The sequence below is a fragment of the Sulfitobacter sp. SH22 genome (genome assembly GCF_965641905.1).
In the GTDB taxonomy this organism is placed as follows: Bacteria; Pseudomonadota; Alphaproteobacteria; order Rhodobacterales; family Rhodobacteraceae; genus Sulfitobacter.
In genome coordinates this window covers 2,960,764-2,981,085 of record NZ_OZ282573.1, presented here as the reverse complement: position 1 = coordinate 2,981,085, position 20,322 = coordinate 2,960,764, and the positions used below count along the sequence as shown (strand labels likewise).

The following is a 20,322-nucleotide window of genomic DNA, read 5'->3' as shown; positions in this document are numbered from 1 at the left end:
GGGTAAAAAATGCGTTTTGCTGGCTTTATCAGACCTGGCGGCGGCGCTCAATGCTTTGTCCAACCCGATGGATGCTGGGCTTTCTTTTCGTCTTCGGACAATTCGTGGTATTCGCCGTCAATCACATCACCTTGCATGGGCCGGTGTGGTTCTTTTCGGGTGTTGGTAAACCCGCCGCTAAAGCTCATGGAGCCGCTGACCTTGACGCGCGACCGCATGGCCTGAAATGCAGCCCGCCGAATACCCGGTACCAACAGGGCAAAGCCAAGGGCGTCGGTGAAAAACCCCGGCGTCAGCAACAATGCGCCGGCAAACAGGATCATCGCGCCGTTTACCAGCGGTTCAGTCGGATCGCGGACTTCGGAAAGGGAGGATTTGATCTGGCTCATTGCCATCGCCCCCTGTGTGCGCATCAATGACGTGCCGATAAGGGCCGTCAAAACAACAATCGCAAGCGTCCAGCCGAGGCCAATTGCCCCACCTACTTGGATAAACAAAGCGATTTCAATCAATGGTACGGCAAGAAATGCCAAAAACAACCACATGTCGCGGGTCCTTTCATAAGGGCCAGAGTGGACTTGGCCCGGTTCACACCCTACATAAGGGCAACGACACGACGTTTCCATGTTTCTCACCAAGAGGTTCCTATGAATTCGCCTATGATACAGCTTCTGGTGCTTGCCGGCATTGCGGTATTCCTGATCTTGCGTTTGAAAAACGCCTTGGGCACACGCGACGGGTTTGAAAAAACACCCGAGGTCGACGTGTCTCCGAAAAAACATGCCGGTCCCGCATTCGAAGTCATCGAGGGCGGCCCCGATCTGGACATCACCGATCACGCTCCCGAAGGGTCTGACACTGCAATCGCTCTGGCCGATATGAAGCGCGTCGAACCCTCCTTTGGCGTCAGCGATTTTCTGGGCGGTGCGCGCGGTGCCTATGAGATGATCGTCATGGGGTATGAGCATGGCAATCTGGACGAAATCAAACCGTTCCTGTCCGAAGAAATCTACGAAAGCTTTGTGGACGGTGTTGCCGCCCGCGAAGATCAGGGCCTGACTGTTGAATCCCATTTCATTGGCATTCGCGAAATGGAACTGGACAGCGCGACAATGGACAAAGCCACCAACGAGGCTGACCTGACCATTCGTTTCGTTGCTGAAATGACTTCGGTTGTGAAAGACCAGGACGGCAATGTTGTCGAAGGGAGCCCGACCGAAGTGAAACGTCAAAAAGACACGTGGGTATTCTCGCGGGTCATGGGCTCGGATGATCCAAATTGGCTGCTCGTTTCTACAGACGGTTAATTCGTGCCTGTGCGGGTACAATGCTGTGGGCGGGCCTAACGGTGCCGCCCGCTTTTGCAGACGTGACCTATACCATCATGGATTACGACCAGCTGGCCGCTTGGGAAACCGATGACCACGCGGCCGCGCTGACGACGTTTCTGAACACCTGCCGCGACATGAAAGACGTGGATTGGCGCAATCTGTGCAAATTCGCCGAAGCCGAACCTGAACCGCGCCAGTTCTTTGAGCTGTTTTTTCGCCCCGTGCTGATCGAAGACGGCGCAGAGGCGATGTTTACCGGCTATTTCGAACCTGAACTTGACGGTGATCTCTACCCGTCATCGCGGTATAAATATCCGATCTATTCCATGCCGGACGAGGCGAAAACGAACAACCCCTGGCTGCCCCGCAGGGATATTCTGGACACAGACGTGATGAAGGGCCGCGGCCTCGAGATTGCCTATGTCGATGATCCCGTTGAGTTGTTTTTCCTGCAAATCCAAGGGTCTGGCCGTATTCGTCTGCCAGACGGGCAATATATCCGTGTCGGATACCGTGGCGCAAACGGGCATCCCTATCGGTCCATTGGTGTCGAACTGGTGCGGCGCGGTGTCTATGATGCCCATCAGGTCAGCGCCCAAGTCATCAAGAACTGGGTGCGCCGTAACCCCGAAGACGGGCGCGATTTGCTGTATCACAACCCGTCATATGTTTTCTTTCGCGAGGTCAGCCAAGTGCCCACAGACAAGGGGCCGCTTGGCGCGATGAACCGGTCTGTTACCGATATGCGGACCGTTGCGGTTGACCCAAAGTTTGTCCCCCTTGGCGCGCCAGTCTGGATTGAAAAGGAAGGTAAGAAACCGCTGCACCGGTTGATGATCGCCCAGGATACCGGATCAGCGATCAAAGGGGCCCAACGTGCCGATATCTTCTTTGGGACGGGCGACAAAGCGGGCCGGGCTGCCGGCAAGCTGCGCGATCCCGGGCGGATGATGGTCTTGATGCCAATCCAACGCGCCTATGCCCTGCTGTCAGAGCCCCTCTTATGACCCGGAAGCGGTTGAACAAGGATGACCTGTCGCTGTGGCAGAAAGTGACCGAACGGACAGAGAAACTGGACATGAACCAGCTTTTCCGCCCCGAAATTGATGCGCCCGCGCCCAGCGCACCGCAGATCCGCAAAACGACGTCGGTTATTCTGGGCAAACCCAAGCCCAAACCGCGCCGGTCTACCCACGACCTGATGCCGTCCCTGCCAGATCAGATCCGCAAGGCCCCTGTCCAGATGGACAGCAAAGCCTTTACGCGGTTGAAACGTGGCAAGCTAAGCCCCGAAGGCCGGATCGATCTGCATGGCATGACATTGGATCGTGCCCACCCTGCCCTGACGCGGTTCATTCTGAACGCGCATAAAAACGGCAAACGTCTGGTGCTGGTGATCACCGGCAAAGGCAAAATGCGCGACGAAGGCGGGCCAATCCCCGTGCGGCACGGGGTCTTGCGCCATCAGGTGCCGCAATGGCTGTCGATGGCACCGTTGGCCAGTGCTGTGTTGCAGGTCAGTCAGGCCCATATCAGCCACGGCGGCGGCGGCGCTTATTACGTCTATCTGCGGCGTCACCGCTGAAATCGGCCTAGCCTGCCTTGGTATTTCAGGATGCCAGTCGTCGCCATGGCAGCGGCGATCACATAATAGATCGCAATCGGGATCATCTGTTCAGGGAAATTCACGCCCAAATCAATGAAAAGGCCGGTAACGCCCGGCCCGATTGCCGATCCGAACACCATCAACGCCGCTGCGACCGCCTTGATCGACCCGATATAGCGCGTGCCGTAGAACTCTGCCCAGAACACGGATGTCGCAGTGGCCTGCATCCCCTGCCCGACGCCGAAGATCATCAGCCCGACGCCCGCCATGACGATCGTATCGGCATAGGCCAGCACTGCGAATGAAAGGGCAAAGGGCAGCATTTGCACGGGCGTCACACGGTTGACACCAAAACGGTCAACCGCCCAACCCGAAACAAAGGTCGAGATCACGGATGTCACGGTATAAAGCGGCATCAGGGCGACAAAACTGACCAGCGTCCAGCCTTTGACCTCGGTCAGGTGGACCTGCTGGAAGAACAGCGCCGTTCCCCAGGCAGCAGGCCCGATAATCATCGGGATCATGAGCCAGAACAGCCCGTGACGCATCATTTGCATCCGCGTCCAGTGCAGCCCGTCCATCCCTGTCCTTTGCGTGGTCTCGGCCATGGATTGCGGGGTGCGTTCCTGACGTAGCAGCATCAGCATTACCGGCATGGTGATCAGCACAAGCGCGGCGGCCAGCATCCACAGGCTGCGCCAGTGAAAACTGGCGAACAAGGCCACAAAGACAACTGGCAAGATCGCCTGCCCCGCTGCAAAACCCATAGACGACAGCGACAGCGCCTTGCCCCGCGTCGCTTCGAACCAGCGCACCATGGCGACGGACCCCAGTTGGGACATCATCCCCTGTCCGGTCAGGCGCAGCGCGTAGATCACAAAGATCAGCGCGATCCAATTGGGCACAGTGGCCATCGCCAGACAGGCCGTTGCCAGCGCGATCATCACCCAGAATGACAAACGGCGCACACGAAACCGGTCTGTCAGAACCCCCGCCCAGACCATCGTGATCGCCGAAAGCGTCGTGCCGATGGTGTAAATACCGCCCCATTGACCATCGCTCAGGCCGAATTCGCCCTTAATCTCGCCTGCGAAAAGCGAGATGAAATAGGTCTGCCCATAGGAAGACGTAAAGGTCAGCAGAAAACCAGCCAATAAAAACAGCCAATTGGCGCGGATAAACTGAAGATAAACCATGCGCCATCATTCTCAGGCGCATGGTGAAATGGAAAGCGTTAAAGCACGTAGCGCGACAGATCGGTGGACCGCGACAGTTCGCCCAGGTTCTTTTCGACGAAATCACCGTTGACGACGATCTTTTCACCGCTGCGATCCGGTGCGCTAAACGACAGTTCTTCGAACACCCGCTCCATCACAGTATAAAGCCGCCGCGCCCCGATGTTTTCGATGGTATGGTTCACATCTGCCGCGATCTTGGCCAGCGCTTTGATACCGTCTTCGGTAAAGGACACTTCCACTTCCTCGGTGCCCATCAGCGCGGTGTATTGCAGGGTTAGCGCGTTGTCGGTCTCTGTCAGAATGCGCACGAAGTCGTTTTCGGTCAGGGCGCGCAATTCAACCCGGATCGGCAGACGACCCTGCAATTCAGGCAGCAAATCAGACGGTTTCGCAATATGAAACGCCCCCGAGGCGATGAACAAGACGTGGTCGGTTTTCACGGGGCCATATTTTGTCGAAACGGTCGTGCCTTCGATCAACGGCAGCAAATCGCGCTGCACCCCTTCGCGGGACACATCACCGCCACGCGCGTCAGAGCGCGCGCAAACCTTGTCGATCTCGTCCAGAAACACGATGCCGTTCTGTTCGACCGCATCAATCGCCGCACGGTTTACCGTTTCGTCATCCAGCAGTTTATCAGCCTCTTCGCTGATCAGGATTTCATAGCTTTCCGATACGGAAAGCCGCTTCTTTGTCTTGCGGCCGCCCATGGCTTTGCCAAACAGGTCGCCCAGGTTCATCATGCCCATGCCAGCGCCGGGCTGACCGGGGATATCCATGGTCGGGAACGGGCTGGAGGTATCGCTTACCTCAAGGTCGATCATCGTGGCGTCCAGCTCGCCTGATTTCAGCTTTTTGCGGAACATCTCGCGGGTGCCTTCGCGGGCGTCTTCACCGGCGATGGCATCAATCACACGTTCTTCGGCAGCCTTGTGGGCGCTGGCTTTGACGTCTTCGCGCATATGTTCGCGGGTCATCAGGATGGCGCTGTCAACCAGATCGCGGATGATCTGCTCAACATCGCGCCCGACATAGCCGACTTCGGTGAATTTGGTGGCTTCAACCTTCAGGAACGGCGCGCGGGCCAGCTTGGCCAAGCGGCGGCTGATCTCGGTTTTACCAACGCCTGTGGGCCCGATCATCAGGATGTTCTTGGGGTACACTTCGTCGCGCAGGTCGTCGCCCAACTGCTTGCGGCGCCAGCGGTTGCGCAAGGCCACGGCAACCGCGCGTTTCGCGTCATTCTGGCCAATAATGAACCGGTCAAGTTCGGATACGATTTCGCGGGGGGTTAGATCGGTCATGGTTTGATTTTCTCCACCGTGAGGTTGCCATTTGTGTAAACGCAGATGTCCGCTGCGATCTTCATTGCGTCACGCGCGACAGCTTCGGCATCGCGGTCGCTGTCCATCATGCCGCGGGCTGCGGCCAGCGCATAGTTTCCGCCCGACCCGATGGCAGCCACGTTATGTTCAGGTTCAAGCACGTCGCCGGCACCTGTGATGATCAGCAATTCGGTACCGTCGGTGACAATCAACATCGCTTCAAGCTTTTGCAGGTATTTGTCAGTCCGCCAGTCTTTCGCCAACTCGACGCTTGCGCGCGCCAGCTGCCCCGGCGTTGCCTCAAGCTTGACCTCAAGCCGTTCCAGCAAGGTAAATGCATCTGCTGTTGATCCGGCAAAACCTGCCACCACGTCAAAACCGCCGGGGTTCAACCTGCGCACCTTGCGCGCGGTACCCTTGATCACGGTTTGGCCCAGACTGACCTGACCGTCGCCTGCAATGACCACCTCTCCGTCTTTCTTGACGCCGATGATCGTGGTCCCGTGCCATCCGGGGAATTCTTGGCTAGACATGCGCGGTCTCCTTCTTTGATCTTCTATATGGTCCCCGAAAACGCGGGGGACAAGGGTGCCGCCACTTGTGGCACAGACTTGCCAAGGCTAGCCTGCCCCTATGAGCGACGCACATCATCTGCATTTTCACCTCGAACCAGACCTGCGACAGGCGGCGGCCTTGGGTGAGCATCCGTTCATCGCAAAAATGGCGTTTGTGCTGGAATCTGCGGGGTTCAGGGTCGAATATCGCGACCATGGCGATACAGATCGCAGCAACGACACCTATGTTTTAAGCCATATGAAGCCGCCGCCGGAAAAGCGTGGCTTGGTATTCCGGCGCGTCTATGAATACCCGTTCTGGCAAATTGACGGGTCGGCCCAGCGCTGGGAATGGGATGTTGCCAAATCTGCATTCGATCCGGCGCTGATTTCTGGGCCAGAGGCTGCGCAATTCTATGAGTTCTGGCAAAAGCGCCAGTACCAGAATGCCCCCCGAACCACGTCCCGTGACGGTTTTGTCTATATTCCCCTGCAAGGGCACCTGACCGAGCATCGGTCTTTCCAGTCGTGCAGTCCGATCGCGATGGTCGAACACTGTCTGGCCCATGACAAAACCCGTCAGGTGATTGCGACGATCCACCCGACCGAAACCTATACCGATACCGAAATTGCCGCGCTTGAGGCGCTGGAGCGGAAATACCCGCGTTTGCGCGTGGATGTGGGTGATATGATCCCGCTGCTGCAAACCTGTGATTACGTTGTCAGCCAGAATTCCAGCGTTGCCTTTGCCGGATATTTCTTTGGCAAACCGGCGCTGCTGTTTGGCGATATTGATTTTCACCACATTGCCGTGCGCGCAGATATGGACAGGCTGGCAGACAGCTTTGCCCAGGTACAAACCCATCGCCCTGACTATGCGAAATACCTGTACTGGTTCTGGCAAGACCAAAGCATCAACGCAGGGCGGGATGATGTTTATGGCAAGATCGCCGCGCGGTTCCGGCGATTTGACTGGCCCATAGATTAAGGGCGCACCGTTTCCGGCACGCCCTTTGAAAAACTGAACTCAGATCAGGTTTAGATCGACTCTTCGATCCAGCTTTGGATCTGGCCTTTTGGGCGTGCGCCGGACAGGTTCGAAACAACTTCGCCACCTTTAAAGATGAACAAGGCCGGAATGCCGCGAACACCCATTTGCGCTGGGCTGTTGGGGTTTTCGTCAACGTTTACTTTGACGATCTTTACCTTGCCGTCCATCTCAGCAGAAAGCTCCTCCAGCGATGGGCCGATCTGCTTACATGGGCCACACCATTCTGCCCAGAAATCCACCACAACGGGGATATCGGAATTTTTAACTTCAGCGTCGAATGTTGCGTCTGTGACTGCGACCGTGGCCATGATGCTCTCCTGCACAAGGAATGATTAGAGTGGGAACCTATGTAGCCGCCGTGACTTCGTCAAGATCGACAGCGCGGGACAAGGCATTTGTGATCAGATCGTCGGGCAGTTCCATCAAGGTCGCACCCCGCGTCCATAAAATTGCAGTGCGAATACGGTGGTTTGGGAATACCTGCGCCAGCGCTGCGGCATAAGCACCCATCTGGCGCAAAATCCCACCGGGGCAGGCGGCAGGCGTGGTCGGCACAACGCGGTTCGTCTTGTAATCAATCGCCAGCACGTCGGTATCGGTCACCAGCAACCGGTCAATCGTTCCGTGAATGCGACCCAGGGGGATCGTCGCGGTAACCGGCACCTCGACCAGGGCATCAGGCGCAAAGATATGTGCGATCTCTGGCTTGGTCATCACGCCCACAGCTTCTTGAAGGGTGCGGTTGGCTATTGCGGGGTCATAGCCGTCGCTGATGCTGCGCAGCTGGTCATCCCACAGATCGCTTTGCAAGGCGGGCATGGTTTCAAGCAGTTTGTGGACAAGGTTGCCATATGCTTTGGCCTCTGCTTCGGTCATCCCGTCCTCGCCGGCAAGCGCCTTGGCATCCCCGAGGTTAGAGGGTGATATCGTTGCGAAACGCTGCGGAACTTTGTCGAGTTTTTCGAGGAAAACAGGCTCTAATAAGGGGCGCTTTGGCGTCTCAAACCGTTGGTCCCGAATGGGCAGCCCATCCCAATCACCATATTCAAAGCGCAGTTTCCCGTTCTTTCCAATCGGTGCAGCGCCGGCCTGACCCATTGCAGCACCGATCATCTGGTACCAACTGCTGTCATCCTTTGGCAGCTCACCGGCGGCGGCGACGATCAGCCATTTTTCCGCCCGCGTCATCGCCACATAGAGCAACCGCAACCGCTCGTCGCGTTCCCGGTCTTTGCGTGCCTCAAGCGCTGCGCGCATGGCGTTCGGCATATCGGTATCCGACATTTTCCAAACGGGAGTTTCGCCCATTTTGATAATCTCGTCGCGGATCACAAGATTGCGTTTGCCGGTGTCGGGCAGGATCACGATCGGTGCCTCAAGCCCCTTTGCGCCGTGCACCGTCATCACCCTGATCTGGTCAGAGGCATTGTCGATCTGGCGCTTGATCTCGAGGTCGTCGGTCTGCATCCACACCAGAAACCCGGTCAGGCTGGGGATCGCGCCGCGTTCATAAGACAGCGCCTGGGCAAGCATCGCGTTAATGCCGTCCTCTGCCTCGGGTCCCAAACGCGCCAGCAATTTTTTCCGTCCCTCGTGACGCGTCAAAATCCGCTCGATCAGGTCATATGGCCGCAGAAAATCAACTTTGTCGCGTAAATCACGCAAGATTTCGACGGTTTCGGGGTAATCAGGATTATCGCGTAAAGCCTGCCAAAGGTGGTCTTGGGTCCGGTAGTGCGACAGCTTGAACAACATCTGTTCGGACCACCCGAACAAGGGCGATTTCAGCGCCGTGGCCAGTGACAGGCTGTCTTCGGGTGTGGCCAGAAACGACAGCAGCGCCGCCAGATCCTTGACCGCAAGTTCGGCACCAACCTTCAGGCGGTCCGCACCCGCAATGGGCAAGCCAGCGGTTTTGCAGGCGCGAATGATCTCGGAAAACAGGGCGCTGCGCCGCTGGACAAGGATCAGGAAATCACCCGCCCGAATGCGCCGCCGTTCAAACCCGCCCGGTGTTTCCGCATCGACAGGAAGATAATGATCCCCTTCGATCAGGGTTTTGATCTGCGCCGCGATTTTATCCGCCAGCACGACCGTGTGATGGTGACCCGATTGCTGGTCGACGGGATCGGACCATTCGCGATCATCCGGCTCTTCTGATTTTTCGACCAAAGGCCATAGATCAACACGGCCGGGCAGGGCGGATTTGAACGCAATATGTTGGCTATCTGCTGCAAAGCCGGCGCTGGCATGGGGGATGAAACTGGTATCGACCAGTTGCAAAATCGCCGATGACGACCGGAACGAATAATCCAGACTGCGTCGTTGGAATACCTGTCCGGCATCGGTGATCTTACCTTCAAAAAGGGTTTGCTTGTGATCGAATTCCCGTGGGTCAGCCCCTTGGAAGGAATAGATCGACTGCTTTTTATCGCCCACGACGAACAAGGTGCGCGCATCGCCCTCGTTGGCACCATCGCCGCTGTAAAATTCGTCTGTCAGCCGTTCGATCACGTCCCATTGACGCGGGCTGGTGTCTTGCGCTTCGTCCACCAGAATATGGTCGATGCCGCCATCAATGCGGTACAAAACCCATGCAGCAACGGTGGGGTCGGTCAGCAATGCCCGCGCTTTAAGGATCAGATCGTCGAAATCCAGCCAGCCGCGTTTTTGTTTCTCAAGCGCATAGCGTTTCAGGAACGCATGGGCGAATTGGTGCAGAACAAACGTCTTTTGCGCCGCTTTAAGCGAAAGCCGCGCATTACGGGCAGTTTCAACCCGCGCCATCAGATCGTCGATCTGTGGCATGATATGCGACAAAACCTTTTGTGTGGCCTTGGTTGGCAAGGTGCCAATTTTCGCGGTAAACGGTGACGCGGCTGAACCGCCGGTTAGAAAGACCCCCTCAAGAACGGGCAGGGCGGTGATGTCGAGCGCGCCAATCGACCGCAGCTTTTCCGCGTTTTTCTGGTCGGTGACGGATTTGTCTTTCATGGCGGCGATCATCTCGTCGATGATGGCGGCCTCTGATCCCAAAAATACCGACGATGCGATGGTTTCGGGGGTCAGGTCAGGGGCTTGATCAAACAGCGCCAGCACGTCACCCCAGGCCAGCGGCAACTCGAACCCTTCGCGTTCGCCGACAATGGCGCTGGTCAGCTTGCTGAAATCCTCGCCGGTGTAATGCCGGGCCAAAGCAATCACATGCTCCGCGTCATCACCTTCGACCATTTTATCCACGATCTCGGCCCGCAGCAGATCAGCAGCGCGGTCTTCGATTTCGGTGAATTGCGGGCTTACCCCGGCCTCAAGCGGAAACCGTCGCAGCAAAGAGGCGCAGAACGAGTGGATCGTTTGAATTTTCAGCCCGCCGGGGGTTTCAATCGCGCGGGCAAACAGCGTGCGTGCCATGCGCAGCTTTTCGGGGGTGAAGGCATCGGTCACGCCCAGTTCAGCCAATGACGCGCGCAGATCATTATCCTTGAGCATCGCCCAAGCGCCCAAGCGTTTGAACAACCGGTTCTGCATCTCTGACGCGGCGGCCTTGGTATAGGTCAGGCACAAAATGTGCTGTGGTTCGACTTCGTTCAACAGCAGACGTGCGACACGGTCGGTCAACACCCGTGTCTTGCCGGACCCCGCATTCGCACCCAACCATGTTGACGCATCGGGCCGGGCGGCATCAATTTGCGCGCGGGTTGCATCATCAAATTCCGATGTCATGTCAGATCCTCTGGAACGGGGTCATTCGTGCCATCCCATTCGCCAAAACGGGCAAGCTGATCGTAATCACCTGCGAAATCGGTGGTTTTCACCATGCGGCGCGATGTGAACCCCTGATCATCCGACAAATAGCTGGTCATCAACGCATGCAGCTTGGCCAGAACCTCGTGCGGGGGCTCTTCCTCTAGCGGGGCAGAAAGCTCAACCGGATTGCTGCCGAGCCCGATATAGGCGGCATTGGCAACACGGGCGACACCGATCTGTTTGAAGCCGCCTTCCTCGACCATCGCGGCCTCAAGCAGCAGTTGTTTATCAAATGCTTTTTGTTCGGCCTTGCTGGGCGGTGCGCCGGTTTTGTAATCATAAATCAGGATCTCACCATCATCCGTCCGGTCGATCCGGTCGGCAAAGCCGGTGAGGGTAAAGCCAAGATCGGCAAAGCTGTGGCTGCCCTTAGCGGCTTTTTCAAAGGCGGCGGGGCTGGAATAGCTTTGGCGTTTGATCTCGTTTTCCACAAACCAATCCGCGATGCGTTCAATTTTGGTCAGCCACATGACGCGGGCGGCAGGCCAGGGGGCTTCGACTTCCAGAACCTGCGCGGCAGTCTCTAACAAGTGGGATTTCGTCAGATTTGCAGGGTTTGCGGATACGGATTTGATGAACCGCTCCATGATCTCGTGAACGATGATGCCGCGCACTGGGGCATCAGGCGATTGAACCAGCGGATTAAGGGCCCGCAGTTTCAGGCTGTGTTTGGCATAAACCGCGTAAGGGTCGCGGATCAGTCGCTTGATTTCCGTCACTGACAAGGCATGGGGCCGCGCAGCACGTGGTGGCCGTGGCGAAGGCCGCGTAGCAGGGGCGACGCGGGTCACCGTTTCAAGGGCGCGAGCCTGTTCAAGCCAGTGATCGCCGCGTTTGATCATCGCCTTCCACGCCGCATCGCCCCCCTGATCGGGCAAGCCGTTTAGCAGGTTGCCCAGGCGGTTCAGCCAGCGGGATGGCACGGTTTCAGCCTCGTCCGACCGGATGGCGCGGGTCAGGCAGACTTCGGGCGCGGCGATGGATTGCTGGTAATCATGCGCAGACAACCCGATGCGCCGTTCGGGCAACAGCAATCCGGCCTTTAGCCGCATCTGGCGGTTCAACCACGGATCTGGCGGCGGTGCCTCGGGCCAGGTACTGTCGTTCAGACCACCCATGATGATCAGATCGGCACCCTGAACGCGGGCCTCCATCGTGCCCCAGATCATCACATGGGGGTGCGGTGCATCACGTTCCCTGATCTCGCCGCTTTGCAGGAGGGCACCGACCAGATCGGCATAGTCCGACGCAGACATGTCACCGCCATATTCCGCATTTTCCGCCAGATTGGTCATGACCTTGCGGGCTTCTTCGCCCGACGTATGGTGCCACAGCCGGCTTTCCCTTGTGGGGTTTGATCCGTTGGCGATTGTTTCGGCCTGGCTAAGATGCTGCGCCACCCACGCCTCAAGAGGGCCGTCGCCCGTGCCCTCAAGATCGGCAAAGCTTTGGCCGACCCAGGTCGCCCAGACATCCATTTGATCAGGGTCCGGCGATCTGGCCACCGATTTGCGCGCCAACCGCAGGATGCCTTCGGCGTCAGGATAGGGCAGACCGTCGCGGCGCAGCTGCAATTCCAGCCGCTGGGTGTTGAGCTGATGCAGGTTACGGTCGCCGCCGCTATGGGTCAGCGGATGTTTCAGGATGGTCAGCAGCGCCTCTGAATCCAGCTTGCGCACGAACAGATCGGCAATGTGGCGCAGGAAACGGCCGGGGGGCGACAGGTGCAAGGGCGATCCGGCACTGTCATCGGGCACAATATTCCAGCGGTCCAGCGCCGATGTGACCTGCCGCGACAACATCCGGTCCGGCGTGATCAGCGCAGCGGTCTGCCCGTCTTCGACGGCTTTCCGCAAGCGCAGCGCAATCGCAATCGCTTCGGCGCGGGGGGTCGGGGCCTGGATCAGCGTCAGCCCTTGGGTCGCGGCCTGAAGGTCCGGCAATTTGGGCCCTTCGGTAAGCCAGACGTGGGTGACGGGGGCAGGGCGCAGTGACAAGGAAACCAAGGCATTGCGTTCGGGCGACGGGGGCTGCCTGTCTGTCCAGGCGGTGACATGCCTGTGCGACATATCAAGCGCACGCAACATGTCGCGAAACCGGTATTGCGGATGATCCTGCGACAGCTTTTCCTGATCGTCGCCCAGATCTGTCCAGACATTGCCGGGCATGTCGAAATCAAAACCAGGAAAGATGATAGCGCCCTGCGGCAACCGCGAAACCGCTTGCATCAACAGGGCGGATGTCCCGCGTGATCCGGTTGACCCCGCAACGATCACGGGGTGTTGGGGTGGTGTTTCTGCCCAGCTGGCAATCAGTTGCGCTGCGACTTGGCGCTGACGCGCGCGCGGGTCGGGGCGGGTGACGCTTTCCCCAAGATAACGATGGGCGATGTCCAGGAATTGCTTAGCGCGTTCCCAATGACCCGACTGGTCACTGACATCCAGATTGGTGACCGCCTCGACCGGGACGCCTTCGCCCTGCATTTCGTCGATCAGGCCAGCCAGACTGTCGGACAGGTCATAAAGCGATGCGCGCGGGGCCAATTCGGGCGCTTGATCCAGCAGTTTTGAAACCAGCGTGATCAGTTCCAACCGTCGCCGCAGCGCCGGGCTGGGGCGGGGAAGGGCGATGCCGGACGACAGGGTATCAAGGTTATCAATCAGATGAATGCGCGGCAGCAGGCTGGCGGGGCCTTTGTCGAAAAGCTCGCGCAGGCGGCGCTGCATCCGGCGGGTGTTAACAACCAGATCAATCCGCCCGATCGCTTGGGGGGGATGGCCGTTCAACCGGTCAAGCAGGCCGTTCAGCAGCTCTTGGGGGAAATCCACACCGGGGGCGAGGCCAAAGATACGTGGCGTGTCAGAGGGCTCAAACATTGGCATCCCTTAGCATGGTTTCCGCAAGGGTGATCCCTTCGGGGTGGCCGACATCACACCATTGCCCCGTATAGCTGATACCGTACATGCGGCCTTTGGCCAGCATCTTGTCCCACAGCAGGTTCAGGGAAAATGCCTGATCTGGAATAGTCTCTAACAGGCCGGTTTTGATGATTTGCACGCCGCCATAAATCACCCCGGCTCCCCGGGAAAGCTGCCCGTCTTGCCCCAGTATGAAATCACCCTTGCCGGAATGGCCCACAGCCTGATCTGTCGGAATTCCGATCAGCAGGGCATCCATGAGGTCGGGGTTCCAGGCGTCTAGCAGCATCGCCAGAGGGTTCGGTCCGGCCCAGATCGCATCGGTGTTCATGGTGAAAACCGGATCATCCCCCAACAACGGCAATGCATTGCGCAATCCGCCGCCCGTCTCGAGGATCTGGGGATGTTCAACAATGGTTTGAACATTGCGCCCCTTAAGATGGGCCAGCAAGGGTTCGCGTTTGTAATGCAGGTTCGCGACAATGCGATCCTGAGCAATACCCGTTGCCAGATCCAGCGCGTGATCAATCAGGGGCCGCCCCGCGACCTTGACCATCGGTTTGGGTTGGTCATGTGTCAGATGTTTCATCCGCGTGCCAAAGCCAGCGGCAAACATCATCACGGCGTGGGGTGTGTTGCGCATCGTGCTTTCAAATCCTCAAGGAAATCGGGGCTGGGATAGGGCAGGGTCTTGCCCAGAAACGTGGCCAGTTCAGCCAGATCGGGATGATCAAGGTTGCGCTGCAAATAGCCCCAGACCCGCGGGATATAATCAACATAATGCGCCTTGCCATCCCGCAGACACAACCGCGCGAAAATCCCCAGAATGCGGAGGTTGCGCTGCGCGCCAAGAACGGAATAGGCGTTTTTGAAAGCATCAGGCTTTGTGCCTGTGACGCTCGTGTAATGCGCAATCATATCGGCTTCGATCGCGGGTGGAACGTCGCGGCGGGCGTCCTGAAGGATCGACACCAGATCATAGGCCGGATGCCCCAGCAGCGCGTCTTGAAAATCAAGCACACCGACTTGCGCAACGCCTTTCCGGTCGGGCAGCCACAGCAGGTTCTCGGCGTGGAAATCCCGCAGGATCACAACGCGGGCGGCCTGATCAAGCCGCCGGGCCAGTGGCCGGAACAGGGCATCAAAACCGGCGAATGCGGTTTCGTCGTTTGCATACCAGCCAAAGGCCAGATCGGTCATACTCACCAGCCAGTCGGAATTGCAGATGGGCAATTCCAGCGGTGGGGCGTTGTGCAAGGCCACAAGCATGTCGGTGGCGGCAGTATAAAGCGGGGCGGTCATGTCGGGTGTGTCGACCATCAACCGTGCAAACAGCGCATCGCCCAAGTCTTCGATGATCAAAAACCCGTTTTCAGTATCCTGTGCCAGAATGCGCGGGGCGCTGAGCCCGTTCAGGATCAGGAACTTGGCAATACGCACAAAGGGTCTGACGTCTTCGCCCTTGTCGGCAGGGGCATCCATGAAAATCGCCGTGGTGCCATCGGGCTGTGTCAGCCGGTCATAGCGGCGGTTTGATGCATCGCCAGCCACCAAGGATTGCGTGGCGGTGCCCCATCCTGCGGTTTTGATAAAATCTTGTGCTGCGGTGGTGCGGGGTGTCATTTGCGCCAGCTTTTCAATTTCGGGCCCCATTTGTCGGCGTCCCAGCTTGCCGTCAAAACGCGGCCGTCGTCGCCGGTTGTCGTCAACGTGATCTCCAACGCATTTTCAGGTTTGAGCGGCCCCAGACGATCCGGCCATTCCACCAGACAAATCGCATCCTCGAACGCATCTGAAAGGCCCAGTTCCTCGATCTCGAATGTTGAGGTCAGGCGGTATAAATCCGCATGCCAAACCGGGCCGGCGGATGTGTCATAGGTTTGCACAAGGGTGAACGTCGGCGAAGGCACATCTTCGGGGGCGGTCAGCAGCGACTGGATAAGGGACCGCGCGAAATGGGTTTTGCCCGCCCCGACATCGCCGGTCAGCAAAATTGTATCGCCAGCCGCCAAAGCAGCACCCAGGCTACGGGCGGCTTGGCTGGTGTGGTCTGCATCTGGCAGCTCAAGGGTAAGGGTGTGGTCAGACATATGCCCAAGCTACTTGGCCAGGCAGGTGCGCTGCAAGGTGAAAGCGGTGCTTAGCTGTCTTGCGGAAAGCCAAGGAAGGGCTTGAGGGGGACAACCACATCGGGGGGTTTGATAATGTGAAACCTGATAAGGGTCGCCCCTGAAACAATCGGAGAAATCATGCAGGTCATATGGGTGCCGTCTGTCAGATAGACTGGGATGCTCCAGCTTTTGCGGTCTGCGAAACTGCGCACGAAATTTTCAATTTCAAACCACATCGGATTCTCAGCGGCCTTTCGTTTCCAATCCTGGATCGCATCGTGGATCGTAATATCGGCAAAGCTGGTATTTGGGTCGACTTTCCAAAGATTTTGGTAGGCCGTGTTGGAAAATGTCAGAATGCCGGTGCCGGAAAATACCGCAATGCCATCGTCCAATGTGTCCAGCATGGATTGCCCCAGCTCAAGCTCGGCGCGGAAATTGCGGGTCAGGCTGACCTCGGCGCTGATGTCTTCGATCAGAAATGCGGTGGCCCCGTCGGGGTGCGGGCGCCCCTTTACGCGAAAGGTCTGGCCTGAATCCAGCGACCAGATGTCCTCGTACCTGCCATCATGGGCCGCGTTGACCAGTTCAGAGATTGCGGTGCGCCAATCGGCATAGTTCTTTGGTTCGGGCATTTTGCGGGTTTCGCGCAGACGGTCAAAGAAGGTTTGCAAGGCTGGTCTCGCGCTCAAAAACTCCGCCCGCAGACCGGTAAGATCGACCAGCGCAGGGTTGAACAGGGCAAGCTGACCGTTGCGATCAAAAATGGCGAGACCAATAGACAGTTGCGCAAATGTCTTGGTCAGGGTTTGCACGAAATTGCGTTGCGCTTCTTCGGCATGGACAAGGTTGCTGATGCAAATGGCCTGAAAGTTTAACATCCCGTCAACCTCGCGATATTGGACATCGAACCATTCTTTCTTGCCTGAAACGGTATCGCGCAGGGAAACGCGCTGGGATGATGCAGCGCTTTCGGGCGTAAACAGCGGCGTTTCCTCGACAGCTTCGTTCGGGAATATCCGCGCATGTAATTCTTCGTAGGCGGGGTTCCACCAAAGCACTGTGCCGTCTTTGGTTGCTTGCCACACGGGGACTGTCAAAGAGGCGGTCAATCCGTTGGATAAAATCCTGCTTTCAGAAGCTTCTGCATGCTGGTGATCCTCGTGGCAAAGAAACTGGACCCTGCTGAGGCCATTGTCCCAACTGATATGGATCTGCGTTGGCCCGTTCAGGTCAATTGCCTCAAGGGTCAGGCTGCCCGCACCTTCCAGTCTTGGCTGTTTTGGAAAAAGGGTAAAGCGGTCCAGTATTTTTTCGCGCAGATCGTCCCATTCGTGAAATCCGGCTTCGAGCGGTACAAGATTTCGGGTCCCTTCGGATGTGTACTGCAAAACCCCGTGATCAAAATGATAAACCTGATCGTCAGCGGCGGTTTTGTGATGTGGATTTTGGTGTTTTGTCGGGCTGTTGATCCAGCCAAGGGCAAGTCCGCCAGAAACAATGGCGAAACATATCATCAAAATGAAATCGATTGGATCGATCACGCGACATTCCTTGTGACTGTAGCGGAATGTTTGCGGTTCAAATGTTAACTAATGGTTAATTTTTGACCGACGTGAGGTTTGCCCGCGACGATCCTAGACAACGATGGGCATATTTTCGCCCTGCGGGATTTGGGTTTCTCCCCACACGGCATCAATCTTGCGACGGGGCCAAACGACCTCGACCACCGCGCCAAGCCTGCGCCGGTCTGCACGTGATGCGCGGTCTGATCCATTGGCAAAGCTCAGCTCAGCGCCCGACCGTTCCAGCAGGGTTTTCGCAATGAACAACCCCAAGCCCATCCCCTCGTATTCGGGACGCTCGGCCGAGGTCTGCTGTGACCTGCGTCTGCGCATCAACGGGTCACCGATCCGGCCCAAAAGATGCGGAGGAAAGCCCCTGCCATCATCGAAAATGCGGACTGAAACCTGGGTATCTGTCCAATTCGCTTCGACCCAGACTGTGCTATCGGCAAAATCGACGGCGTTTTGAATCAAATTGCGCAGACCGTGAATGATTTCGGGTTTGCGCAGGATAGAAGGTTGCTCTTGCGCCGGACCTGCGGTTTTCCCGAATGAAAACTCGATCGCTTTTCCACGGTCTTTATGCGGTTCAGCGGCCTCTTCTATCACGGCGCTGAGCGGTGCCTGCCTCAGATGCAAATCGTCTTTTCCGGCGCGGCCCATGTCGCGCAAAATATCGCGGCACCGATCGGCCTGATCGCGGATCAACGCGGCATCTTCGGCAAGTTCGGGGTTGTCTTGCAATTCATCCAGCAGCTCTGCGCTGACCAGTTTGATCGTTGCCAGCGGGGTGCCCAGCTCGTGCGCGGCGGCGGCGACCACCCCGCCCAGATCGGTCAGCTTCTGTTCACGCGCCAGTGCCATCTGTGTGGCAACCAACGCGTCCGACATGGAATGGATTTCGGTCGTAACCCGACGGGAATAAGCGGTCGAAAACAGGATCGAGATGACAAGCGCGACCCAGTGGCCGAAAACAAAGATACCCGGGATCACCAACACCCCGTCAGTCTGGGTTTTCAGCGGCAAATGATACAGCGACAACAGGCTGACAAGAACGATTGCGGTGGTGCACAAAATCACCGTTGATCGCAGGCTAAGTGTCGTTGCTGAAATGGTGACCGGACCCAAAAGCAGCAAGCAGAACGGATTGTGCAGCCCGCCCGTCAGAAACAGTAAAAACGACAGTTGCAGCAGGTCGAACAGCACCATCGACAGGTTTTCACGCTCTGACAGGCGCTTGTTTTCGGGGAATACAAAGATCGCGACCAGGTTGCCCACAACGGACACACCAATAGCCAGATAGCAAAGCCCAAGCTCAAGCTGGAGGCCAAACAGCCGTTCTGCCACGGTTATCGCGGTTAACTGTCCGGCGATGGCAACCCACCGCAGCACGATCATTGTGCGCAGTCTGATCCAGTTCGCCCGGGTACGATCGCCCAAGGGTGTAATTGTGGCCTGCGTCATTGGCGCATCTTTTCAACTTGATACATTGCATAGATAGGACACAAGCGTAGGTCTGCTATACACAGTGATCAAGAGCCCCAATTGGCGCAGGAGAATGATGATGACGCGAATAATTGCAATATGTGCCGCCGTGGTGGCGCTCGGTTTCATGGCATTGACCCTTTATCTGGGCACTGGCGGGGATAGCGATGACAAATATGCGCAATGCAAGAACTCTGCCGTTGCAGGTGACAGTGATTTGGGCGGCCCGTTCGAACTGGTGAATTCAGCCGGTCAGACGGTGACCGATACGGATGTGATCACCGAACCAAGCCTGATCTATTTCGGCTATACGTTCTGCCCCGATGTCTGCCCGCTTGATGTTGCGCGCAATGCCACTGCCATTGATATTCTGGAAGAACGCGGCATGTCGGTCACGCCTGTCTTTATCTCGATCGACCCGGCACGCGATACGCCTGAAACCGTTGGCGAATTCGCCGATAACATGCACCCAAAGATGATCGGGCTGACCGGCTCGGCTGAACAGGTCGCAGCGGCAAGTGCAGCGTACCGCACGTATTACAAAGCCCATGAGGCCAAGGATGAGTTCTATCTCGTTGATCATTCGACCTTTAGCTATCTGGTGATGCCCGGCGAAGGATTTGTCGACTTTTTCCGGCGCGATGTGTCGCCTGACCAGATGGCAGACAAGATCGGCTGCTTCATCGAAAATCAGTAGAAAATTTGACCTGCACAAAGAAGCACTACATAGCTGTTTATGAATGTGACGACCAACCCGACAAGAGCGAGGCACAACATGGCTGAGACGCAGGCGCTTGATCTAGGCGATGATCGGACTTTGCTTTTGGTGGACGACGACGAACCGTTCTTGCGTCGTCTGGCCAAAGCCATGGAAAAACGCGGCTTCGAGGTGGAAACCGCAGGTTCCGTCGCCGGGGGTCGTGCCATCGCAACAGCCCGCCCCCCAGCTTATGCCGTGATTGATCTGCGGCTTGAGGACGGGAACGGTCTGGATGTTGTCGAAGTTCTGCGCGAGAAACGCCCTGACGCGCGGGTCGTTGTGCTAACCGGATATGGCGCGATTGCGACTGCGGTGGCTGCCGTGAAAATCGGCGCAACGGATTATCTGTCCAAACCGGCTGACGCCAATGACATCACCAATGCGCTGTTGGCGAATGGTGATGACCTGCCCCCGCCCCCCGAAAACCCGATGAGCGCGGACCGCGTGAAATGGGAACACATCCAGCGGGTCTATGAATTATGCGATCGCAACGTGTCTGAAACAGCACGGCGCCTGAACATGCACCGCCGGACATTGCAGCGCATTCTTGCGAAAAGAAGCCCGCGTTAGG

The 20,322-nt window shown here is 57.4% G+C and carries 18 protein-coding genes; 6 read left to right on the top strand and 12 right to left on the bottom strand.

The features are described 5' to 3' along the window. Positions 1-47: 47 nt before the first annotated feature. Positions 48-545, bottom strand: coding sequence for an FxsA family protein (locus ACSQ13_RS16610; RefSeq protein WP_176250321.1), 498 nt, complete (start codon positions 543-545; stop codon positions 48-50). A 102-nt stretch (positions 546-647) separates the two neighbouring features. Here ACSQ13_RS16610 and ACSQ13_RS16605 point away from each other — a divergent pair, with 102 nt between their 5' ends. The 3 genes from ACSQ13_RS16605 to ACSQ13_RS16595 are packed head-to-tail and all read left to right on the top strand — an operon-like array spanning position 648 to position 2,916. Then, a complete protein-coding gene (locus tag ACSQ13_RS16605; protein ID WP_295508151.1) occupies positions 648-1,307 on the top strand; it encodes a Tim44/TimA family putative adaptor protein in 660 nt (219 codons plus the stop codon). A 20-nt stretch (positions 1,308-1,327) separates the two neighbouring features. Further along, the gene (gene mltA, locus ACSQ13_RS16600; RefSeq protein WP_295508188.1) at positions 1,328-2,338 is read left to right on the top strand and encodes a murein transglycosylase A; all 1,011 of its coding nucleotides are present in this window, start codon (positions 1,328-1,330) and stop codon (positions 2,336-2,338) included. Continuing rightward, complete coding sequence (locus tag ACSQ13_RS16595) at positions 2,335-2,916, top strand: Smr/MutS family protein (RefSeq protein WP_176250323.1); 582 nt, start codon at positions 2,335-2,337, stop codon at positions 2,914-2,916. Before mltA ends, ACSQ13_RS16595 begins: the two co-directional genes overlap by 4 nt. Here the strand turns inward: ACSQ13_RS16595 and ACSQ13_RS16590 are convergent. From ACSQ13_RS16590 to hslV, 3 genes are read right to left on the bottom strand one after another with little or no spacing between them, the layout of a single operon-like run. Further along, a complete protein-coding gene (locus tag ACSQ13_RS16590; protein WP_295508148.1) occupies positions 2,907-4,133 on the bottom strand; it encodes an MFS transporter in 1,227 nt (408 codons plus the stop codon). The two genes, ACSQ13_RS16595 and ACSQ13_RS16590, sit on opposite strands and share 10 nt — an antisense overlap. A gap of 38 nt (positions 4,134-4,171) precedes the next feature. Continuing rightward, positions 4,172-5,479 (bottom strand): ATP-dependent protease ATPase subunit HslU, encoded by a 1,308-nt coding sequence (gene hslU, locus ACSQ13_RS16585; RefSeq protein ID WP_176250325.1) that lies wholly within the window; start codon positions 5,477-5,479, stop codon positions 4,172-4,174. Continuing rightward, a complete protein-coding gene (gene hslV / locus ACSQ13_RS16580; RefSeq protein ID WP_176250326.1) occupies positions 5,476-6,033 on the bottom strand; it encodes an ATP-dependent protease subunit HslV in 558 nt (185 codons plus the stop codon). Before hslV ends, hslU begins: the two co-directional genes overlap by 4 nt. Positions 6,034-6,133: 100 nt before the next feature. Here hslV and ACSQ13_RS16575 point away from each other — a divergent pair, with 100 nt between their 5' ends. Beyond that, positions 6,134-7,042: a hypothetical protein gene (locus tag ACSQ13_RS16575; protein ID WP_295508142.1), complete on the top strand. Its 909-nt coding sequence runs from the start codon at positions 6,134-6,136 to the stop codon at positions 7,040-7,042. 50 nt (positions 7,043-7,092) lie between these two features. On the opposite strand, the gene trxA is transcribed toward ACSQ13_RS16575, so the two are convergent. The 8 genes from trxA to regB all read right to left on the bottom strand — a co-directional run bounded on the left by trxA (position 7,093) and on the right by regB (position 18,970). Beyond that, on the bottom strand, positions 7,093-7,413 hold the full coding sequence (gene trxA, locus ACSQ13_RS16570) for a thioredoxin (protein WP_176250328.1): 321 nt from the start codon (positions 7,411-7,413) through the stop codon (positions 7,093-7,095). 37 nt (positions 7,414-7,450) lie between these two features. Beyond that, complete coding sequence (gene addA, locus ACSQ13_RS16565; protein WP_295508140.1) at positions 7,451-10,828, bottom strand: double-strand break repair helicase AddA; 3,378 nt, start codon at positions 10,826-10,828, stop codon at positions 7,451-7,453. Next, positions 10,825-13,788, bottom strand: a complete 2,964-nt coding sequence (addB, locus tag ACSQ13_RS16560; RefSeq protein ID WP_295508137.1) for a double-strand break repair protein AddB — start codon at positions 13,786-13,788, stop codon at positions 10,825-10,827. The genes addA and addB overlap by 4 nt, the downstream gene beginning before the upstream one ends. Continuing rightward, entirely contained in the window at positions 13,781-14,473 is a 693-nt protein-coding gene (locus ACSQ13_RS16555; protein WP_295508136.1) for a nucleotidyltransferase family protein, read from the bottom strand. The genes addB and ACSQ13_RS16555 overlap by 8 nt, the downstream gene beginning before the upstream one ends. Then, on the bottom strand, positions 14,449-15,453 hold the full coding sequence (locus ACSQ13_RS16550) for an aminoglycoside phosphotransferase family protein (protein ID WP_435988256.1): 1,005 nt from the start codon (positions 15,451-15,453) through the stop codon (positions 14,449-14,451). The genes ACSQ13_RS16555 and ACSQ13_RS16550 overlap by 25 nt, the downstream gene beginning before the upstream one ends. Next, the gene (gene tsaE, locus ACSQ13_RS16545) at positions 15,450-15,920 is read right to left on the bottom strand and encodes a tRNA (adenosine(37)-N6)-threonylcarbamoyltransferase complex ATPase subunit type 1 TsaE (RefSeq protein WP_295508130.1); all 471 of its coding nucleotides are present in this window, start codon (positions 15,918-15,920) and stop codon (positions 15,450-15,452) included. The genes ACSQ13_RS16550 and tsaE overlap by 4 nt, the downstream gene beginning before the upstream one ends. 50 nt (positions 15,921-15,970) lie before the next feature. Beyond that, complete coding sequence (locus tag ACSQ13_RS16540; RefSeq protein WP_295508127.1) at positions 15,971-17,485, bottom strand: PAS-domain containing protein; 1,515 nt, start codon at positions 17,483-17,485, stop codon at positions 15,971-15,973. A gap of 93 nt (positions 17,486-17,578) precedes the next feature. Then, on the bottom strand, positions 17,579-18,970 hold the full coding sequence (regB, locus tag ACSQ13_RS16535) for a sensor histidine kinase RegB (protein WP_176250334.1): 1,392 nt from the start codon (positions 18,968-18,970) through the stop codon (positions 17,579-17,581). Between the two features lie 100 nt (positions 18,971-19,070). Between regB and ACSQ13_RS16530 the strand changes: the two genes are divergently transcribed. Together ACSQ13_RS16530 and ACSQ13_RS16525 are read left to right on the top strand one after the other, a co-directional pair. After that, positions 19,071-19,688 (top strand): SCO family protein, encoded by a 618-nt coding sequence (locus ACSQ13_RS16530; RefSeq protein ID WP_176250335.1) that lies wholly within the window; start codon positions 19,071-19,073, stop codon positions 19,686-19,688. Between the two features lie 78 nt (positions 19,689-19,766). Continuing rightward, on the top strand, positions 19,767-20,321 hold the full coding sequence (locus ACSQ13_RS16525) for an ActR/PrrA/RegA family redox response regulator transcription factor (RefSeq protein WP_176250336.1): 555 nt from the start codon (positions 19,767-19,769) through the stop codon (positions 20,319-20,321). Position 20,322: the final 1 nt, after the last annotated feature.

Coding starts and splice junctions, on each gene's coding strand:
- ACSQ13_RS16610 (WP_176250321.1), bottom strand. CDS start 545: ATGTGGTTGTTTTTGGCATTTCTTGCCGTACCATTGATTGAAATCGCT.
- ACSQ13_RS16605 (WP_295508151.1), top strand. CDS start 648: ATGAATTCGCCTATGATACAGCTTCTGGTGCTTGCCGGCATTGCGGTA.
- mltA (WP_295508188.1), top strand. CDS start 1,328: ATGCTGTGGGCGGGCCTAACGGTGCCGCCCGCTTTTGCAGACGTGACC.
- ACSQ13_RS16595 (WP_176250323.1), top strand. CDS start 2,335: ATGACCCGGAAGCGGTTGAACAAGGATGACCTGTCGCTGTGGCAGAAA.
- ACSQ13_RS16590 (WP_295508148.1), bottom strand. CDS start 4,133: ATGGTTTATCTTCAGTTTATCCGCGCCAATTGGCTGTTTTTATTGGCT.
- hslU (WP_176250325.1), bottom strand. CDS start 5,479: ATGACCGATCTAACCCCCCGCGAAATCGTATCCGAACTTGACCGGTTC.
- hslV (WP_176250326.1), bottom strand. CDS start 6,033: ATGTCTAGCCAAGAATTCCCCGGATGGCACGGGACCACGATCATCGGC.
- ACSQ13_RS16575 (WP_295508142.1), top strand. CDS start 6,134: ATGAGCGACGCACATCATCTGCATTTTCACCTCGAACCAGACCTGCGA.
- trxA (WP_176250328.1), bottom strand. CDS start 7,413: ATGGCCACGGTCGCAGTCACAGACGCAACATTCGACGCTGAAGTTAAA.
- addA (WP_295508140.1), bottom strand. CDS start 10,828: ATGACATCGGAATTTGATGATGCAACCCGCGCGCAAATTGATGCCGCC.
- addB (WP_295508137.1), bottom strand. CDS start 13,788: ATGTTTGAGCCCTCTGACACGCCACGTATCTTTGGCCTCGCCCCCGGT.
- ACSQ13_RS16555 (WP_295508136.1), bottom strand. CDS start 14,473: ATGCGCAACACACCCCACGCCGTGATGATGTTTGCCGCTGGCTTTGGC.
- ACSQ13_RS16550 (WP_435988256.1), bottom strand. CDS start 15,453: ATGACACCCCGCACCACCGCAGCACAAGATTTTATCAAAACCGCAGGA.
- tsaE (WP_295508130.1), bottom strand. CDS start 15,920: ATGTCTGACCACACCCTTACCCTTGAGCTGCCAGATGCAGACCACACC.
- regB (WP_176250334.1), bottom strand. CDS start 18,970: ATGACGCAGGCCACAATTACACCCTTGGGCGATCGTACCCGGGCGAAC.
- ACSQ13_RS16530 (WP_176250335.1), top strand. CDS start 19,071: ATGACGCGAATAATTGCAATATGTGCCGCCGTGGTGGCGCTCGGTTTC.
- ACSQ13_RS16525 (WP_176250336.1), top strand. CDS start 19,767: ATGGCTGAGACGCAGGCGCTTGATCTAGGCGATGATCGGACTTTGCTT.